This window comes from Sorangium sp. So ce327, assembly GCF_051530205.1.
Classification (GTDB): domain Bacteria; phylum Myxococcota_A; class Polyangia; order Polyangiales; family Polyangiaceae; genus Sorangium; species Sorangium cellulosum_B.
The window spans coordinates 1,839,179-1,856,947 of sequence record NZ_CP150330.1; the positions used below are offsets into that span (position 1 = coordinate 1,839,179).

The window sequence follows — 17,769 nt, forward strand, 5'->3', positions numbered from 1 at the left end:
TGGATCCGGCGGCGGCAGCTCACGGATGGCGCGGGGCATCCTCGCGATGTTCCGGCTTGCTGAAGAAGCCGCGCTGATGGGGCAAGAATGACATCGGATTACAGCGTAAACGCCTTGTGGTGCCGGTGCATCGTGGAGGAGCTCGCGCGTGGCGGCCTGCGGGACGTGGTCCTCTGCCCGGGCAGTCGAGCCGCAGCGCTGGTGTTTGCAGTGCGTGGCAATGAAGAGATCCGCTCCGTCGTCCACACGGACGAGCGGAGCGGCGCATTCCTGGCGCTCGGCATGGCCCGGGCTGGGGGACGTGCCGCGGCTGTCTGTACTACGATGGGCTCCGCCGTCGCCAATGTTGTCCCGGCCCTCGCAGAGGCCAACGCGGCGGGCACCTCGCTCATCGTGATATCGTGCGACTCTCCGTTTCATAAGCGCGATGGCACTCCGGGCAGTGCGGTCGACCATGTTGCGATCTGTGCGCCACTTGTTCGAGGCACTCTGGCTCTGGGAGTTCCTTGCGCGGACGAGGCATCCATCATATCGCTCCGGCGTCGGGTCAGCGCCGCGGTTCAGCGGTGGAGGAGCGCCTCCCCCTCTGGCCCGTTTCATATCAATATACCGCTCTGGGCCCGCCAGTGTACAACGGAGGAGGAGCCATCATGGCGCGTTCCTTCGCTCTCTGACCTCGCTCGTCGTGGGCGGTGGAGCGATTCGGGGGCGCCCCTGCCCATGACCGATTCGCCAGCCTGCTTGATGCCCGATGTGGACCTTCAGGAGATCGTCGGAACCTTCGGACTAAGGCCAGGCATGCGAGGTCTTGTGGTCGTCGGGCCAGGTTGCCGGGTGTCGCCAAGCGCCGTCACGGAATTTGCGACGACTTCACGATATCCTGTACTTGCCGACGCGCCAAGCAATCTTCGCCGCCCTCCGACGGTCAATCTCGTGAGCGAGGCGGATCTGCTGCTCGGCAACTCGAGGTGGAGCAGCCTTCGTGCTGAGGTCATGATCCATCTCGGCGGGACCCCGATCGCGAGTGTCGTGCGAGATTTCCTCGCAGAGCAACGTTGCCCCGTGCTTAGGTTCGATGAACACCTTTCGCTGGGACATCACCCCTGGCCTGCGACCGTTCAGGTGCGGGATGCATCGGCGGAGATGCTATGCGCGCTTGGCTCCGCAGTGGCCGTCGGTGATGCGGAGTGGTTGGAGATCTGGTGCGAGGGATCTGCGTTCGCGAGGACGCGGATTGAGACATCCGTCCGGGAACTTCCGTGGGGAGAAGCAGTCGTCGCATCCATGGTTTGCAACGCTCGGGGGGTTGACCTCCTGCATCTCGCGAACTCCATGTCCATCAGACATGGCAACATGCTGTGTGCTCCGACCGAACGAGCTCAGCGGATCTTCGCCAATCGAGGGGTCAACGGCATCGACGGAACGGTCGGCACCTTCATCGGGGAGCTTCTAGGTTGCGGTGGCAGCGGCATGCTCCTCGTCGGCGATCAGGCGATGCTGCACGATCTGCCCGCTCTGACGGCCGCACGCGACGCTCGGCTGAGAGGCACGATCGTGGTCGTGAACAACGGCGGCGGCGCAATCTTCGACCTGATGGCGTGCAGTCGCTTCGCGGGTTACTACGAGACGATGAGGAACCCGGCAGGCATCGGCTTCGCTGAGCTCGCTGTGAGCTTCGGGCTCGATGCGAGGCGCGTTGCGAGTCAAGACGAGCTCGCCGCGGCGCTGGACTGGAGCTTAGCATCTCCTGGCGTTCAGGTGATTGAAGCGGCTGTGCCCTCAGGTTCGATGAAACGGGATATCGACGCGCTTCGCCGCTCTTTGCTCGGATAGTCCGAACTGTGAGACCAGCACTGCTGAATTGCACGGCGTGGCGGGCAAACTCCTCGACGAGTGGGCTGTGCATCGGGACGCGGGTCGTGTGGCAGGCTCTGGCTGGTTCTTGCTCCGGAGCTTCTGCCGGCCTCCTCGCACAGGACGCGCGGTTGTGCTGCTCCGGAGCCGGCGGAGCGGCGCTCCGCGGCCCGCTCACACCCAGCCGGTCGTGGCGCGCAGGAGCAGCCCGAGCCCGAGCGACGCGCCGTTCGCGAGCGCCGAGGCCGCGATGGCGTGCGTGGCAGGCAGCTCGCGCAGCGCGAGCCGGTAGACGCCGAGCTCGAGCAGCACCGCCCAGAGCTCCGAGAGGGCCAGTCGCGCCGTGGCGCCGATCGCGAGCGCGGGGAAGATGAACCACACCGCCGGGTGACTCGCGAGGTTGGCGACGGCGACGAGCGCGGCGCGGCGGCCTCGTGACCGCTCCGCCGCGCCGAGCAGCGGTGAGGCGACGGCGAGCTCGATGAGCAGCGTGAACGCGAACGCGCGCGCCCAGGCGGCCACCAGCGGATCGGTGAAGACGCGGCTCATGGCGCGGCCGGCTGCGCGGCGATCTCCGGCCCGCCGCCGTCCACCCCGCGCGCGCGCCCGGACCGCTCCTGGCGCGCCTCCGCGGCGCGCCGGCCGACGTCGCCGCGGACATAGAAGTACGCGAGCAGCGCGAGCTCCAGGTACCCGTGGAAGGAGGCGAGCGAGAGCACCAGGTTGCGCGTGCCGAGCGCGCTGCGCAGGGCGCCGATCAGCACCAGGCCGGCGACGGCCGCCACGGCGGCGAGCCCTGCGTCCCCGAAGTCGCGCCGGAGCGAGCGCGCGGACATGCGGAAGGTGGTTGTCCGCTGGCCCGGGTGATCTTCCTGGGGAATGAGCAGCAGCCAGACCGCGTAGTGGACGGACTGCAGGAACGCATAACATGCAGTGAGCGCGACCGCGGCGCGGGTCGGCAGCCCGGGAGCGAGCCAGTCGCTCGCCAGGAGAAGGTGCAGCCCGAAGGCGTCCAGCCACCCGGCGCGCAGGGTGAGCGAGGTCATCGCCCCGCTCGCGAGGAGCGCGGTGCCGGCCAGCACGAGGCCGAGCGGCCAGGCGACCGCGCGCACCCGGCGGCGGAAGAGCGCGAGCCACAGCGCGAGCGCGACCAGGTTGTGCGCGTGCGCGAGGACGAGCCGGAAGCCGCGCGGCGCGGCGAGCGCCGCCGCCGACAGCGCCACGGCGGCGGCGGCGGCCAGCGCGACGCGCCGCCACGCGCGCGACGCGAGCGCGCCGGCGACGACCGCGGCGCCGAGCCAGGCGGCGAGCAATGCGTGCTCGGCGCGGAGCAGCGCCGCGGCCGAGCCAAAGAGCTCCTGGGCGCCCCGCAGCCCCACCAGCGCGGCGCAGGCCGTCCAGACGACGCCGCGCCACCACGACGGCAGCCCGCGCCGCAGCACGAGGTAGCGCACGTCGGCCGCGACGTGCAGGACGCCGAGCAGGATGGGCCCGAGCACGAGCAGCGCGCTCGGCGCAAAGACCGCCATGGTGAAGGCGCCGAGCGCGTTGGCCGCGGCGAGGGTCGCTATCCTGCGATCGGGGCGCGCCACGACCGCGATCGCGAGCTCGCTCCGGCGGAGCAGGCCGAAGAGGCGCCGCCGCGCGCCGTCGAGCGGCGCGACGCCGCGCTCGAGCAGGCGGGCCACGCTCGCGGGCGGAGGACCGGGCGCGCGCACGGTCGAGGCCCGGTTCAGCGGCGCCGGCGGGCGGTCACGAGCGCCGCGGCGCCGCAGAGAAGCATCAGCCCCGCCATCGCGCCGCCCGAGGCGGCACCGCTCATGGCGCAGCCGCCGTCGTCCGAGGACGCCTTGTCCGCGCCCGCGCTGCCGGTCGACGTCGCGTCCCCGCCCGTGGCCGACGTCGCGCTCCCGCCCGACGCAATGCACAGATTGCAGTCGTATTCCATCGTGGTGAAGCCGCCGTCCTCGCCCGGCAGCGTTCGCTGGCACTTCTGCTGCGTGCACGTGCCAGGCTCGTTGTAGGCGGGCCCCGCGTTGTTGCAGCTCGACCCCGGCGTGTCGCAGCTCTCGGGCGGCGGGACGTCCGCCCGCGCTGAAGAAGAGGTGAGCAGCGGCGCTGCGAGCAAGGCGGCGATCGCCACAAGGCACGAGGGCTTCATCATCCCGCCACTCTCTGCTTTTGCACGGAAAACCGCAAGAGCGGAGCCTCCGGGCCACGCTCGTCGCGCCCGGCCCTTGCCAGGGGAAACTACCCGGGTAATATTGTCGCCGTCATGAGCGACCCGCCGACGTTGCCCACGTTCACCGCCTTCGCCGGCGCCGAGCGCGTCGTCCGCGGCACGCTGGAGGAGACGCTGCGCGAGGCCAAGAGGCGGCTCGACGCGGATCCGGAGCTCCGGCTCCTGATCTTCGAGGACGCCTCGGGGAAACAGGTCGACTTCGACTTCCGGGGCACCCTCGATCAGGTCCTCTCGCGCGCCAGGCCGGAGCGCCCGGCCAGGGCGGGCCCCGGGCGCCCGAAGCTCGGGGTCGTCTCGCGCGAGGTGTCGCTCCTGCCCCGGCACTGGGAGTGGCTCGAGCGCCAGCCGCAGGGGATCTCGGCCGCGCTCCGCAGGCTGGTGGAGGAGGCCAGCAAGCGCGCCCCGGACGAGGACCGCGCCCGGGAGGCCCGCGCCGCCGCCAGCCGCTTCATGTGGGTCATGGCCGGCGACCTGCCCCTGTTCGAGGAGGCGTCGCGCGCGCTCTTCGCGTCGGACAAGCGGCGCTTCACGGAGCTCACCCGCTCCTGGCCCGCGGACGTGCGAGAGCACCTGAACGAGCTCCTGCGCGAGGGCGGGGCCTTTCCTGCAGCGCACGAGGGCAAGCCGCGGCGAACGAGGTAGCCGCGGCCGCCGAGCCGCGATCGACGAGACGGTCAGATACTACCCGGTAAAATATATGGACACCAACATCGAAGTCGAAGCGCCGTCCGCGCCGCGCGGCGTGCACGACATGACGCAGGGCAAGCCGCGCGCGCACGTCGTGCGCGTCATGCTGTTCATCCTGGCCGGCATGGCGATCCAGACCCTCTATGGCCTGATCGACATCTACTGGGTGGGTCGCCTCGGGAAGGAGGCCGTCGCCGCTGTGGCGGTCTCCAGCAACCTGATGTTCGTCTCGCTGGCCGCGACGCAGATGCTCTCGGTCGGCTGCGTGGCGCTCGTCTCGCAGGCGGCCGGAAGGAAGGAGCTCGGCGAGGTGCAGCGCCTGTTCAACCAGGTGCAGAGCCTCGCCACGTGGGCGGGCGCCCTCTTCCTCGTGCTCGGCCTCGCGCTTCACCGCACGTACGCCGAGAGGCTCTCGGGAGACGCCATGACCGCCGAGCTCGCGAGCAGCTTTCTGCTCGCGTTCATCCCGGCGCTCGCGCTGCAGTTCACGATGGTGGGGCTCGGCTCGGCCCTGCGCGGCATCGGCGACATGAAGCCGGGGCTCGTGGCCCAGACCGCGAGCGTGCTGCTCAACATGGTCCTCGCGCCCTTCCTCGTCTTCGGCTGGGTATCGGGGCGCCCGCTCGGCGTGTTCGGCGCGGGCCTCGCCACGCTCCTCGCGACCGCGGCCGCCGTCGTGGGGCTCGCCGTCTATCTGCTGCGCGGCAAGACCTTCCTTCGCCTCCGCCTCGCCGACTGGCAGCCTGACCTCGCCACCTGGCGAAAGCTGGTGGCCATCGGCTTGCCCTCGGGCGCGGAGTTCTTGTTGCTGGCCGTCACCATGGGCGTGATCTACGTGGTCACGCGCCCCTTCGGCTCGGAGGCGCAGGCCGGGTTCGGCATCGGGCTGCGGCTGATGCAGGCCGGCTTCATGCCTGCGGTGGCGATCAGCTTCTCCGCTGCGGCGGTCGTCGGCCAGAACTATGGCTCCGGTGCCCACGCTCGCGTCCGAGAGACCGCGCTCGAGAGCGTGAAGCTCGTGCTCGGGTTCATGCTCTTCTTCACCCTGATCTGCCAGGTCTTCCCCGCGCCGCTCGTCGCGCTCTTCTCGCCCGCGCCGGACGTCGTCGCGGCCGGCGTCGACTACCTCCAGGTGACCTCCTGGAGTTACTTCGCGAGCGGCATCGTGTTCGTCTGCGCTGGCGTTTTTCAAGGCCTCGGCAACACCTGGCCTTCGCTCGCCGCCTCGGGGGCGCGGGCGGTCGCGTTCGTCCTCCCCGTGCTCGTCCTGAGCGCGCGGCCCGGCTTCCGCATGCACACCATCTGGCTCGTGTCGGTCGCCGCCACGCTCGGCCAGCTCGGGTTCCAGCAGATCCTGCTGCGGCGCGAGCTCGCCCTCAAGGCGCCCGTGTCGCCGTGACGCGCCGCGGAGGGTGGGGGCAACAGCCTCAGAAGAGCACGCGCTCGACGCCCGCCGCGTCGAGGAGGTAGTCCCTGGACGCCTCGAGGCCGGCGCGGAGCCGGCCAAAGTTCACGCCGACGAGCTTGCCTCGCCACTTCCGGATGCTCCCCGCGACGATGACCGTGTCCACGTTGCTGCGGTCCATCAACGTCACCACGGCGCCAGGCACGTTGTTGAGCGGCGCCACATTGATGGCGTCCGCTCGCAGCAGGAGGATGTCTGCCTCCTTGCCCGGAGTCAGCGAGCCGACCTTGTGGGAGAGACCGGCCACCCGGGCCCCCTCGACCGTGGCCAGGCGGATGACGTCGCGGCACGTGAGGAGCTCGGGCAGGTCCGTCTCTCCGGCCAGCGCGCGTTCGTTGATGAGCGCCCGCTGAAGCGTGAAGACGGTCCGCATCTGGGTGAAGAAGTCCGCGGTCATCGTGCACTCGACGTCGGTGCTCAGCGCGGGCTGGACGCCATGATCGAGCGCGGCCTGGATCGGCGGCATGCCGTGTCGCATGGTCATCTCGATCGGGGCCGCGATCGAGACGTTCGCGCCCGAATCGGCGATCGCCTGCCAGGAGGCCTCCGAGATGGCGCTGGCGTGGATGAACTCGAGATCAGGCCCCATCAGGCCCTCGCTCTCGATCTGCTCGATGAGCGTCCCCTGGCCGATGCTGCCGACGAGGTGCGTCACGATGGGCAGGCCGTGCTGGCGCCCGATCGCCCAGGTGTCGCGCCACGCGGGGTCGAACACCTCCCCGCCCATGGCCAGGGTCAGGAGCTGGTCGGTCGAGGAGAAGTACTGGCTCTGGATCCGATCGAGATCGTTCGGGAAGATGTTGCCAGGCCCCGCGCCCGGCGAGTACACGAAGAGCGCGCGGCGGCCCGATTCCAGCAGCCCATGGATGACGGCATCGGTGTGCTCCGGCGTGTGGCCCACCTGGGACGTGTCGACGACCGTCGTCACCCCGGCATCCAGCTGGCTGAGCGAGGAGGCCAGTATCGCGAGGAAGGCGTCCCGCGGTCGGAAGACCGGCGTGATGGTGAAGTGGATGATGTCGAGGTAGTTCCTCTCTCCGTGCGGCAGCCCGTCGTTGGCCAGGAGGCCGTCCGAGAGGAAGCTCCGCAGCGCGGTCTGGTACTGGTGGTGATGGGTGTCGACGAACCCCGGCATCACGATCGTGCCCGTCGCGTCGATGATCTCCGCGCCTGGCGCGTGCAGGTGCGGCCCGACCGCGATGATCTTCTTGCCCTGCACGAGCACGTCGCCCCGGGCGAAGTCCCCCACGTTCGGATCCATGCTGAGCACGGCGCCGCCTCTCAGGATGTAACGCCGGTGCGGGGCGCCGGTCCCGTGCGGCATGTCGTCATCGTGCTCCGCCCTCCCCATCGCCGCCGCGGGCGTCGAGAAGGCCGCCGCAGCACCGAGCGCTGAAGCTCCCACCGCGAGAAACCGGCGACGAGACGAGCCCGCCTCGCCCGGCTCTCCGTCATGGTTCGAGTCGTTTCCACAGAGCTTCTGGCACATACCAAGTTCCTCCTGCTCAGCTCACGCGTCCCTCTGTCGTGCCCCCGTCTCTCGAGACACCGACCGCCGCGTTCTGATGGGCTGAGCAAAGCAGAGACTAATCCGGTGCGGAAGCCAGCGTCGAGCCTCGTGAGACGCGATGCGGCGCCGAGCCGCGCGGTGGTCGTCCCACGGCCCGCCGCCGTGGTCTCGCGAGATCACCTGCCCAGCGCAATCATCTTCTCGTTTACCCAGTCGTCGCCGGCGAGGGGGTGCACGCCGGCCCCGTCCCGATCGAGCGCGATCCCCACCGAGAGCAGCCCGCTCTTCACGAGGAATGCCCCCCTGGGGGTCTGCCCGTCGGACTTCGTGAGCCGCCCGCGGATCGCGAGATCGCCCCCCGTCGCCTCCAGCAGCCTGAAATCGACGCCGGCGTCCGCGCGCCTCACCTTCGCGGATGCCTTGAGCCCCTCCATCGTGAGGAGCCCCGCGGCCCAGCCGGGAATGGCATCCTCGGCGTCGAGCAGCATCACGGCCGGCCGCGCGTCCTTGCATTCCAACCGGATCGCCGCCTCCATGAGCCCCCGCCTCACCTCGGCGTCCTCGATGTCGATGTGCGCCCACCAGCCAGGGACCGCCTCGCCCTCGTGCTCGACCGCGAGGTCCTCGATGTCGATGCGGCCCTTCCGCAGCTTGGCTGCCTGATTCAGGACGTTCGCCGCGTCGAGCGTCATGCGCGCCGCCACGTCGCCCTTCACCTTCGTCTGTTTCCACTGCAGGGCGCCGTGTTTCAACAGCAGGTGCAGCGAGCCCGTCCCCCGGCCCAGCGGGTCGACCTCCAGGCTGCTCCGCAGGAAGGCTGCGCCGCCCGTGAACCGCGGCGCGTCCGGCGCGGCGCCCTCGGCGTTCAGCCAGCGCAGGTCCGGGATCGCCGCGGCGACGACATCCACCTTCGACGCGAACCCCGGCTGGAGCCGCAGGAGGTGCAGCTCCGGCGCGTCGAAGGTGGCGCTCGCCCTCTCCACGACGATGGGCGGCAACCCGCTTCCCGGGCGCTCGAGCGTCGCGCGGGGCAGCGTCACGGCGAGGCGCGCCGCGCCGCGCTCGTCGACGCGGAGCGCCGCGCGCGCCTCGGCGGTCGCGCGGAGCGACGCGGTGGAGGCCACGAAATGGCTCGTCTCGTAGGACGCGGTGCTGTCCGGCTCGACGCTCCCCCGGTTCACGACGAGGTTCGTCCGGAGCTCTCCGCTCCCGTCCTCGAGCTGGGGTCCGGCGCCATCACCCGCGGGAAGGGGGATGAAGTCGAGCCCCGGCAGCTGCGCGTCGAGGCGGACGCGCGCCCAGGCGGTTTCGAGGACGTCGAGCCCGTCGACGTCCCTCGGATCGAACGTGCTCATCGTCACGTCGGCGTCGGCGTCGAGCCGCGCGACGACGCGATCGGCGACGTGGACCTCGCCCGACCGGAGCTCCAGCGCGACGGGCCCGACGCGAACGGCGCGGAGCGGCTTGTAATAGAACCCTCCCCGCACGCGACCGCCGCCGGCATACCGGACTTGCTGGATCCAGACCTCCTTGAGCGTCGTGTCGATGCCTTCCAGGTGCACCGTCCACAAATTGTAGCCCTCGTCCGAGTTCTCGAGATCGTGCTTCGGCGGCAGCTCCGGCTTGAGCGGCGGGTTCGCGAACTCCGGGATGGGCGGCAGCGCCTGGATGTGCGGCGCCTCCAGATCGCGCTCGCTCGTCGGATCCACGAGCATCCGCATCCGGAACACGAAGCCCGTGGCGCGGATGTCCTCCGCATAGAACTTCTTCCGGAGAAGATCGGTCAGGTGGATATCGACGTCCGCTTCGTCGAGCTCCACCGCCCACTGAAGCACGCTGTCGGAGCCGCTGAGCCGGAGCTCTTTGACGTGAACGACGCCGGGCCAGAGGCTCCACGCCGAGCCATAATAGAGCGAGGCGTCGACGGGGTTGTAGCTGACGAGCCTCGCGATGAGCCCCGTGCTCAGCATGACGTTCACCACGACGACGTAGCCGAGCCACAGCGCGAGAGGCAGGATCAACAGCGCCTTCAGCGCCCTCCTGGCCCGTGGCCCGAAACGCCCGCTGAGCGCAGGTGGAGACTTCAGCGCGGCAGCTTCGTGCAGGAGCGCGTGCATGAGCTCCATCGATCGCACGCGCCATGCCGCGAGCTGAGCCGCGGCGCAAGGGGGCGGGCTCAAGGCTGGCCGTGGCGATCTGCCCCGCTCGTGGCGAACCTCGACATGCGCGGACCGCGGGGAGGCCCGATCTCGCGCGGACGCGCCCGGAAATGGCCCTGCCGCGAGCGCTCGGCCCCCGTCGGACCCGGCAGGCACCCGGCTTGCTAACCCCGCGAACGCCGGCGCTGGCAAGCCTGTCGCGTCGACGCCGCTGGAGGTCCGCTGGTGTCGATCTTCCAGCTTCCAGCCATCACCCGAGGTCACCATGAACCACACTGTCCATCACGACCTGAACGACGAAGAAGCGAAGCGCGCGGTCCTGCGGGCGATGGCGAAGTATTGTGATCGATACGCGGAGTACGCTCCCTCCATTTTCTGGAGCGACGAGCGGCGCGCGGATGTCGGCATCTCCTTCAAGGGCTTCACGCTCTCCGGGCGGCTCGAGCTCCGGCCCAGGGCCGTCGACTTCGCGATCGACATGCCCCTGCCGCTGCGCATGTTCAACCGGATGGCGATCGCGGCGATCGACGCCGAGGTGAGGCGGTGCATCGATGACGCGCACCGCGATCGCGCGCGGCGGCGCGCTCCGGGCGCGGTCGCGCAGGAGGCGCTCTGAGCGGCCCGCGCCATGAAGAGCGGAAGCGGCACGACCACCCGTGAAAGGCGCCGCCCGCGGAGCGCCCCGCGCCGCGAGAGGCGCGGATCCGCGAACGGCGTCGTCCTCCGCCGGCGCCGCGTCAGCGTGTCGGTCGAGTCCGTCGAGACGGTCGAGCTCGCCCGCGCTGACGGCGAGCTCGCGGGGACAGGGCAGCTCACCCCGTCACCGGTCGAGTCCGCCGAGTCGGCCGGGCTCCGGTATGTGAACGACGGGGAGCCGGGGATCTCCAGGCGAGGGGCGGGCAAAGGCTTCCGTTACGTCGACGCCGACGGTCGCCCCGTCAAGGACGAGGCGACGCTCGCGCGCATCCGCCGCCTCGCGATCCCGCCCGCGTGGACCGAGGTGTGGATCTGCCGGAGCGAGCGCGGGCACATCCAGGCGACAGGGCGGGACGCGCGCGGCCGAAAGCAGTACCGGTATCACCCGCGCTGGCGCGAGGTCCGCGACGAGACGAAGTACGACCGCATGCTCGCGTTCGGCGCGGCGCTCCCGGCGATCCGCGCGGCGAGCGAGCGCGATCTCGCGCTGCCTGGCCTGCCGCGCGAGAAGGTGCTGGCGGCGGTGGTGCGCCTGCTCGACGAGACGTCGATCCGCATAGGGAACGACGAGTACGCGCGCGACAACGACTCGTATGGACTCACTACGCTCCACGACGAGCACGTCGAGATAGAGGGGAGTCTCATCAGGTTCCACTTCAGGGGCAAGGGCGGCAAGGAGCACGCGATGACGGTGCGGGATCGGCGGCTCGCCCGCATCGTGAAGCGCTGTCAGGACGTGCCCGGCCACGAGCTGTTCCAGTACATCGACGGCGAGGGCCGGCGGCAAAGGATCCATTCGGAAGACGTGAACGAGTACCTGCGCTTGGTCGCGGGCCACGACTTCACGGCGAAGGACTTCCGCACCTGGACCGGCACCGTGCTGTGCGCGTCGTTCTTCTGCGAGATGGAGATCGCGAGCTCGGTCCGCCAGGTGAAGAAGCGCGTGGCGCAGGTGATCGACAGGGTGTCTGCCCGTCTGGGCAACACACGAGCGGTCTGCCAGCGTTGTTATGTCCACCCCGCCGTGATCCGCGCCTACACGGAGGGCGCCCTGCAGTCCCTGATTGACGCCGAGGAGGCCGTCGCGGACGGGGCGCTCGCGGCGCTCCGGCCCGAAGAGGCGAAGATGCTCCGGATCGTCCGCGGCTTCGGCGAACGAGAGGCCGTGCCGCTCGTGACCCGCCTCCGCGAGAGCGTGCGCTCGGTGCGCGCGGTGAACGCGCCGCGAGCCGGCAAGAGCGCGACGCGTCCCCCCAGGGAACGACGCGCCGCGGCCTGAGCCGCGCCGCGGCGAGCGCTGCAGCAGCCGCGCGGGGATGCGCCTCGCCCCGCTATTCCCGACGGGTCTGCCGTGTCGTTGCGTCACAGCGTGATCGCCTCGCTGTGGCATCGTGCCGCGGACGCGACGGGCGCTGTTGCTGGGTTCGCGAGCGGCCGGCGATCTCCCGCCGGATACGCGCGCGGTACGGTTCGTGTTGTGCATAGCTCCTTGGAAACCAGCGCGCGCGGCGCGAACCCTCAGCCAAGGAGGTCTGTATGGCGAGCCAGCGGTTGATCACGGGGATGGTGCGAGCACGTGGAGAGGCCGAAGACGTCGTCCGGCGCATCCTGGACAGCGGGCACACGCGCCGGGACGTCTGCGCCATCGTGAGCGAAGCGACGCGCCGCCAGCACATCTTGCGCTCGCGCGCATACGGCGCGGCCTCGCACGGGAGCGCGCTGACCTCCGTCCTCGCCGCCGCGAGCGCGGGGCTCGTGGTCCCGGGGCTGCGGCTCGCGGTGGCCGGCCCCATCGCGGTGAGGCTCGCGGACGCGAGCTCGGCGAGCGAGACGGCCAGCCTGAGCAGCGTGCTCGTCGACGCCGGGATCCCCGAGCAGAGCGCGCCTGAGGTCGAGAGGCGCCTCAAGGAAGGCGCGATGCTCCTCGGCGCCCTCGCCCGCGACGAGAAGGACGCCGCGGCGCTGCGCGCGATCCTGCGAGACCCAGGCAGCGGCGACTTCTGTGGGACGGGCCAGGGAGCCCGCGTGTTCGCCTCGCTGTGAGCCCGGCGGCGCTCAGCGCGCCGCATCACCGCTGAAGGGAGCCGCCGGATCGATGAGCTCGCTTCATGCCCGCGAAGTCCCGGACATTGGAACGGGACTTGAAGGGAATGAAAGAGTTCAGCCGAGACTGATGCAGTACGAGGCGAACATGTACCCCTGAGGCACCAGGGGGCGCGCGCCTTCCCCAGCGGCGACGATCCCTGGCGATCGCGGCTCCTGCGTGGACGTATGGCGTGGTGGCCCACCTTGGGAGGTAAGGAGGAGAGGAATCGGGCGTTCACCAGACATCTCAGGAGAGTACCCATGGAACCGGTCGCATTCGCAGACGAGAGCGTGGGCCTGGACGGACTCATCGACGATGACTCGATCGAGCAGCTCAAATCGTTCTGCCGCGGTGAGATGTCCGCGGTCGAGACCTACCGTCAGGCCATCGCCGCGGCGCGCCAGGGCTGGGTTGCTCACCACCTCCGGCTGAACCTCGCGTCGCACGAGGCGCGGGTGAAGGTGCTGCGCCGGCGGATCGAGGAGCTCGGAGGCGACCCCCCGGCGAGCTCCGGGCCATGGGGCGCGTTCGCCAAGGCCGTCGAGGGGACCGCTGTGGCGCTCGGCCACAAGACGGCGCTCTCGGCGCTGGCCGAGGGCGAGGAGCACGGCCTGAAGGACTACCGGAACGACATCGAGGAGCTCGACACCGAGTCGCACGCCCTGGTGCGGGACGTGATCTTGCCGCAGCAGGTATCGACGCGCCGGTGGCTCGCGGATCTCAAGCGACAGCTGCCGTGACGCGCGAGGCCGTCGGCGGATTGTTCGGGCGGGCCCCCCGTGCGATACTTCGGGCGTATGGGCAGGGCTGCGCTGGACATCACCCGACTGAGCCGCGACGAGCAGCTCGACCTCCTCGACGAGTTATGGGCGAGCCTCGGGCGAGACCCTGACGCGCTGCCTCTCAGCGACGCCCAGCGCGTCGAGCTCGATCGGCGCCTCGATGAGCTCGAGGCCGAGGGGCCAGTCGGGCTCACCTGGGATGAGGTCGTCGCCCAGGCGCGCGCTCGGAGAAGCTGAGGGCAACGTCGGTGTTGGGACGGGGGTGAACTCCCCCGCTCAGCCCTTCGCGTCGTATCCCGCCTGGAGCAGCTTCGCGATCGTGGAGAGCTGCATGTTCGACGTCCCCTCGTAGATCTTCCCGATCTTCGCGTCGCGGTAGAGCTTCTCGACAGGGTAGTCCTTGGTGAAGCCGACGCCGCCCATGAACTCGATGCAGAGCGACGCCGTCCGCTCGGCCACCTCGGACGCGAACAGCTTGGCCATCGCCGCCTCCTTCACGAACGGCTGGCCCGCGTCCTTGAGCCGCGCGGCGTTGTAGACGAGGAGGCGAGCGGCCTCGATCTCCATGGCGACGCGCGCAACCTGGAACTGCACGCCCTGGAAGCTCGAGATCGGCTGTCCGAACTGCTTCCGCTCGCCCATGTAGCGCATCGCGTGGTCGAACGCCCCCGCGGCCAGGCCGAGCATCTGCGCGCCGATGCCGATGCGGCCCTCGTTCAGCGTCTCGATGGCGATCTTGTAGCCCTTGCCGACCTCGCCGATCACGTTGCCCTCCGGCACCTCGCAGTCCTCGAGGACGAGCTCACACGTGCTGGAGGCGCGGATCCCGAGCTTGTTCTCCTTCTTGCCCACCGAGAAGCCGGGGAAGGATCGCTCGACAACGAAGGCCGTGATGCCCTTGTAGCCCTTCGTCGGATCGACGTTGGCGAACACAAGGAACACCGAGCTCTCGTTCGCGTTCGTGATCCAGAGCTTGCGGCCGTTCAGGATCCAGCGGTCGCCCCGGCGCTCGGCGCGGGCCGCGAGCGCGAACGCGTCCGAGCCCGAGCCCGCCTCGCTCAGCGCATACGAGCCGATCCAGTCGCGGGCGAGCCGCGGGAGGTACCTCTCCTTCTGCGCCTCGGTGCCCCAGCGGAGGAACGCATTGGCCACCAGGGTGTTCTGCACGTCGACGAGCACGCTCACGCTCGGGTCGACCACGGCGAGCGCCTCGATCGCGAGGATCGCGCTGAAGAAGCCCGCGCCCGAGCCCCCGTACGCCTCCGGGATCTCGATGCCCATGAGGCCGAGCTCGAACAGCGAAGGGAGCAGATCATGGTCGAGCGCGCCCTCTTCGTCCATCGCCGCCGCGCGCGGCGCGACGCGCTTCCGGGCGAAATCAAGCACCGAGTCGCGGAAGAGGCGCTCCTCGTCGGAGAGCTGGGTGAGCGGGGGGTGGGACACGACGGTTTCTCCTTGTGGGCCCATGGCGCGGCGCGGCGCCGTGGCGGCGTCGCCCCACTATGCTACGCGAGGGCCACGAGCGAAAGCCGTTCGCGCGCGCCACGCCCGGTCATCGCCGCGGCGCAACGCAGGTCACGCCGCGCCGGCGGCGGACGGGGCGCGCCGCCCCGAGCCGCCTCATCCGTTGTGTCGCCGCTCGCTCCGGGGTCGGGATCGTCCAGGCTGCCACGCGCGTCGCTTCACCTGGACGCTCACGCGCGTTTGCCCGCGGGTGCGTCGCGCCGGCGGCACCGGAGCAGCGTGTGGGCGAGGCCGAGCTGGTCGATCTCCGCCTCGACGACGAGGCCCGCCTCGTCGATGCAACGCCGGATATCGGCGGCGCTGTACATGCGGCTGTTCCCGTTCGCGAGGCACGTGAAATACAGGGAAGAGCCGTGAAGACAGTGGACCGCCACCTCGTTCGTCTGCCGATCCCAGAACGTGTCGAGGATCCAGAGCACCGTCTCGTCCCCCATGGCCGACGCGGCCCGCCGGAGGATCTGGACGATGTCCGGCTCGGAGAAGCACACGAGGAACTGGCTCATCCAGATGGCATCGAAGCCCGTCGGGAACGCCTGGCCGTGATCCAGGAAGTCGATGGGGGTGCCCATGATCCGGCCGAGCAGCCCGTGCCGCTCGACGTTGACGCGCGCGTCCTCCAGCTGGCCCGGCAGGTCGAGCAGCGTGACGCGCACGTCGGGGTCGTGCGTGCAGCACTGGATCGCCCACCGCCCCGTGTTGCCGCCGATGTCGAGGAGCGTCCTCGGCCTCCGCTCGAACACGACGGGCAGCGCCTCGGGGAACGCGGAGTCGGAGTAGAGGTGATCGAACGCAAACCAGCTCTCCCTCACCTTCGGCGGGAGCGCCGGGAGCGCCTCATAGACCGTCGGCCACTCGCCGAAGACCTTCAGGCCAGCCGGCTTGCCGCCCTCGATGGCCTCGTCGAGAAAGCGCATGCCCTCGTAACAAACGTCATGGATGAAATCCATGTTGACGCGGGTCATCCTGTCATTCTCGACGATGAGCCCGACCCGCGTGATCGTGTAGCGCTCGCCACGCTCTCGCGGCTCTGCGTGGGCGTTTGCGCCGCTCGCGACGCTGGCGCCGCCTGCGCGCTCCACCAGGCCGAAGCTCAGGCTCGCCTCCAGCAAGGTCTTGGCGGCATAGGCGGAGAGGCCGGTGTCCTGGGCCACCTCCGCCGGTGTCCTGCCGCCCTTGCCAGCGCGCTGGAGCGCTTTGAGGACGCCGCGGTTTCGCATCACCCGCGCCACCTGGAACATGACGGGCGCAAACGCGATGCGCTGGGCGGCGAGCATGGCGTCGAGGGTGGGATTCGGGGCGGGATCGTTCTTCATCGAGCTCCGGTCGTCGGGGGTGGGGTCAAGGCTAGGGTGCACCCTAGCGCTGGAGGAGCAAGACGAAGCCGCAGACGCCTGTGAACAGCAGCGCGCACTCGGCCCGCCCCTCGTCGGCGAGCGAGATCCCCGACACGCCGCAGAGCATGCCGAACACGAGGCTCGCCACGCTGATCCGCCGCCGCTGGTCGATCGACCGGACCCGCGGCGGAGTGGGCGGTCTCGTGCGGTACGGGCTTGCCACCCCCTGATGATACCACCAGCGCCGCGATCACAAGGACGCCGCCGCGATGTCGAACAGCTCCTCGTCGGTGAGCGGCAGCGGGTTCGCCTTCATGCTGCTCGCCGCCCTGGCCTTCGCGACAAGCGCCGGGAGGTCCGCCTCACCCATGCCGTAGCGCCGGAGCCCCGGGATCGCGAGGTCACGGCAGAGCTCGCGGACCCAGGCGATCCCTTCCTCGGCGCTGGCGCCGGCGCGCCCCGTGACGAGCGCGGCCAGCTCGTCGAAGCGCGGCAGCGCGCGGTGAGCCGGGTCGCGCGCGCGCAGCGCCCGCAGGTTGACCTCCAGGACGGCGGGTAAGAGCGCCGCGCACACCGCGCCGTGCGGCGCGTCGTACATGCCCCCCGCGGGCCCCGCGAAGCCGTGGACGGCCCCGAGGCCGGCGTTCGCGAGGCAGAGGCCGCCGAGCAGGCTGGCGATCGCGAGGTCGTCCCGGGCCGGCGCGTCTGTGCCCTCCAGGACCGCGCGGCGCAGCGAGCGCACCGAGCGGCGGATGCCCTCGCGCGCGAGGCCGTCCGTGAGCGGGTTGCTGCGGCTCGAAAGGAACGGCTCGATGAGCTGCGAGAGCGCGTCGAGCCCGCTCGACGCGAGCACCCCGGGCGGGGCGCCCGCGAGCAGGTCGGGGTCGACCACCGCGAGGCGCGGCAGCATGTGGGGGCTGCGCAGGCTCGCCTTCACGCCGGCCTCCGGCGACGCGAGCACCGCGTTGCGCGTCACCTCCGCGCCGGTGCCCGCGGTCGTGGGGATCGCGACGAACGGCACGGACGGCCTGGAGAGCGCTCCCCCCTTGCCGATGACCTCCAGGTAATCGAGCGGGTCGCCGCCGTTCGCGACGAGCGCGGCGATCGCCTTGCCGGCGTCGATCGCGCTGCCGCCGCCGAGCGCCACAACGACGTCGCACCGCTCGGCCGCGGCCCGCGACGTCCCCTCGCGGGCGATGTCCACCGTGGGCTCGCCCGCGACGGCGAAGCGCACCGCGGCGACGCCCGCGGCCGCGAGCGCGGCGAGGAGCGGCGCGGCGCGGCCGGGATCCTGCCCGGTGACGACGAGCGCCCGCGTCCCGCCGAGGCCCCGCACGGCCGCGGGCACCTCGGCGATCTTGCCTGCGCCGAAGGCGATGCGCGTCGCGGTGGCGAACTCGAAGGCGGGTTCATTGCTGGGAGGCGCCATG

The 17,769-nt window shown here is 70.6% G+C and carries 17 protein-coding genes; 8 read left to right on the top strand and 9 right to left on the bottom strand.

The genetic code is table 11. From position 1 onward, the window contains the following. The first annotated feature begins 87 nt into the window (after positions 1-87). On the top strand, positions 88-1,833 hold the full coding sequence (gene menD, locus WME95_RS06870) for a 2-succinyl-5-enolpyruvyl-6-hydroxy-3-cyclohexene-1-carboxylic-acid synthase (RefSeq protein WP_437907620.1): 1,746 nt from the start codon (positions 88-90) through the stop codon (positions 1,831-1,833). Between the two features lie 195 nt (positions 1,834-2,028). Here menD and WME95_RS06875 read toward each other — a convergent pair whose 3' ends face one another. Genes WME95_RS06875 through WME95_RS06885 form a run of 3 tightly spaced genes read right to left on the bottom strand, consistent with a single transcriptional unit; the run spans position 2,029 to position 4,018 of the window. Continuing rightward, positions 2,029-2,403, bottom strand: coding sequence for a hypothetical protein (locus WME95_RS06875; RefSeq protein ID WP_437907621.1), 375 nt, complete (start codon positions 2,401-2,403; stop codon positions 2,029-2,031). After that, complete coding sequence (locus WME95_RS06880; RefSeq protein WP_437907622.1) at positions 2,400-3,572, bottom strand: hypothetical protein; 1,173 nt, start codon at positions 3,570-3,572, stop codon at positions 2,400-2,402. The genes WME95_RS06875 and WME95_RS06880 overlap by 4 nt, the downstream gene beginning before the upstream one ends. 14 nt (positions 3,573-3,586) lie before the next feature. Continuing rightward, positions 3,587-4,018: a hypothetical protein gene (locus tag WME95_RS06885; RefSeq protein WP_437907623.1), complete on the bottom strand. Its 432-nt coding sequence runs from the start codon at positions 4,016-4,018 to the stop codon at positions 3,587-3,589. A 111-nt stretch (positions 4,019-4,129) separates the two neighbouring features. On the opposite strand from WME95_RS06885, the gene WME95_RS06890 reads away from it, so the two are divergent. Next, the gene (locus WME95_RS06890) at positions 4,130-4,738 is read left to right on the top strand and encodes a DUF2239 family protein (RefSeq protein ID WP_437550272.1); all 609 of its coding nucleotides are present in this window, start codon (positions 4,130-4,132) and stop codon (positions 4,736-4,738) included. A 55-nt stretch (positions 4,739-4,793) separates the two neighbouring features. Further along, positions 4,794-6,182: an MATE family efflux transporter gene (locus WME95_RS06895; protein WP_437907624.1), complete on the top strand. Its 1,389-nt coding sequence runs from the start codon at positions 4,794-4,796 to the stop codon at positions 6,180-6,182. Between the two features lie 28 nt (positions 6,183-6,210). Here the strand turns inward: WME95_RS06895 and WME95_RS06900 are convergent, their stop codons facing one another. Together WME95_RS06900 and WME95_RS06905 are read right to left on the bottom strand one after the other, a co-directional pair. Continuing rightward, positions 6,211-7,737, bottom strand: coding sequence for an amidohydrolase family protein (locus WME95_RS06900; protein WP_437907625.1), 1,527 nt, complete (start codon positions 7,735-7,737; stop codon positions 6,211-6,213). A 197-nt stretch (positions 7,738-7,934) separates the two neighbouring features. Next, the gene (locus tag WME95_RS06905; protein ID WP_437907626.1) at positions 7,935-9,779 is read right to left on the bottom strand and encodes a hypothetical protein; all 1,845 of its coding nucleotides are present in this window, start codon (positions 9,777-9,779) and stop codon (positions 7,935-7,937) included. 403 nt (positions 9,780-10,182) lie between these two features. On the opposite strand from WME95_RS06905, the gene WME95_RS06910 reads away from it, so the two are divergent. From WME95_RS06910 to WME95_RS06930, 5 genes are all read left to right on the top strand, one after another. Then, entirely contained in the window at positions 10,183-10,533 is a 351-nt protein-coding gene (locus tag WME95_RS06910) for a polyhydroxyalkanoic acid system family protein (RefSeq protein WP_437907627.1), read from the top strand. Between the two features lie 12 nt (positions 10,534-10,545). Continuing rightward, positions 10,546-11,892, top strand: coding sequence for a DNA topoisomerase IB (locus WME95_RS06915; protein WP_437907628.1), 1,347 nt, complete (start codon positions 10,546-10,548; stop codon positions 11,890-11,892). A 257-nt stretch (positions 11,893-12,149) separates the two neighbouring features. Further along, positions 12,150-12,656 carry a hypothetical protein gene (locus WME95_RS06920; RefSeq protein ID WP_437907629.1) on the top strand — a complete coding sequence of 169 codons (507 nt, stop codon included), beginning with the start codon at positions 12,150-12,152 and terminating at the stop codon, positions 12,654-12,656. A gap of 303 nt (positions 12,657-12,959) precedes the next feature. After that, a complete protein-coding gene (locus WME95_RS06925; protein ID WP_437907630.1) occupies positions 12,960-13,439 on the top strand; it encodes a DUF2383 domain-containing protein in 480 nt (159 codons plus the stop codon). Positions 13,440-13,496: 57 nt separating this feature from the next. Next, complete coding sequence (locus tag WME95_RS06930; protein ID WP_437907631.1) at positions 13,497-13,718, top strand: addiction module protein; 222 nt, start codon at positions 13,497-13,499, stop codon at positions 13,716-13,718. Between the two features lie 39 nt (positions 13,719-13,757). On the opposite strand, the gene WME95_RS06935 is transcribed toward WME95_RS06930, so the two are convergent. The 4 genes from WME95_RS06935 to WME95_RS06950 all read right to left on the bottom strand — a co-directional run bounded on the left by WME95_RS06935 (position 13,758) and on the right by WME95_RS06950 (position 17,768). After that, positions 13,758-14,924 carry an acyl-CoA dehydrogenase gene (locus tag WME95_RS06935; protein WP_437907632.1) on the bottom strand — a complete coding sequence of 389 codons (1,167 nt, stop codon included), beginning with the start codon at positions 14,922-14,924 and terminating at the stop codon, positions 13,758-13,760. A gap of 251 nt (positions 14,925-15,175) precedes the next feature. Further along, complete coding sequence (locus WME95_RS06940; RefSeq protein WP_437907633.1) at positions 15,176-16,318, bottom strand: class I SAM-dependent methyltransferase; 1,143 nt, start codon at positions 16,316-16,318, stop codon at positions 15,176-15,178. 43 nt (positions 16,319-16,361) lie between these two features. Continuing rightward, positions 16,362-16,562, bottom strand: a complete 201-nt coding sequence (locus tag WME95_RS06945; RefSeq protein WP_437907634.1) for a hypothetical protein — start codon at positions 16,560-16,562, stop codon at positions 16,362-16,364. A 27-nt stretch (positions 16,563-16,589) separates the two neighbouring features. Further along, on the bottom strand, positions 16,590-17,768 hold the full coding sequence (locus WME95_RS06950; protein WP_437907635.1) for an iron-containing alcohol dehydrogenase: 1,179 nt from the start codon (positions 17,766-17,768) through the stop codon (positions 16,590-16,592). Position 17,769 lies beyond the last annotated feature (1 nt).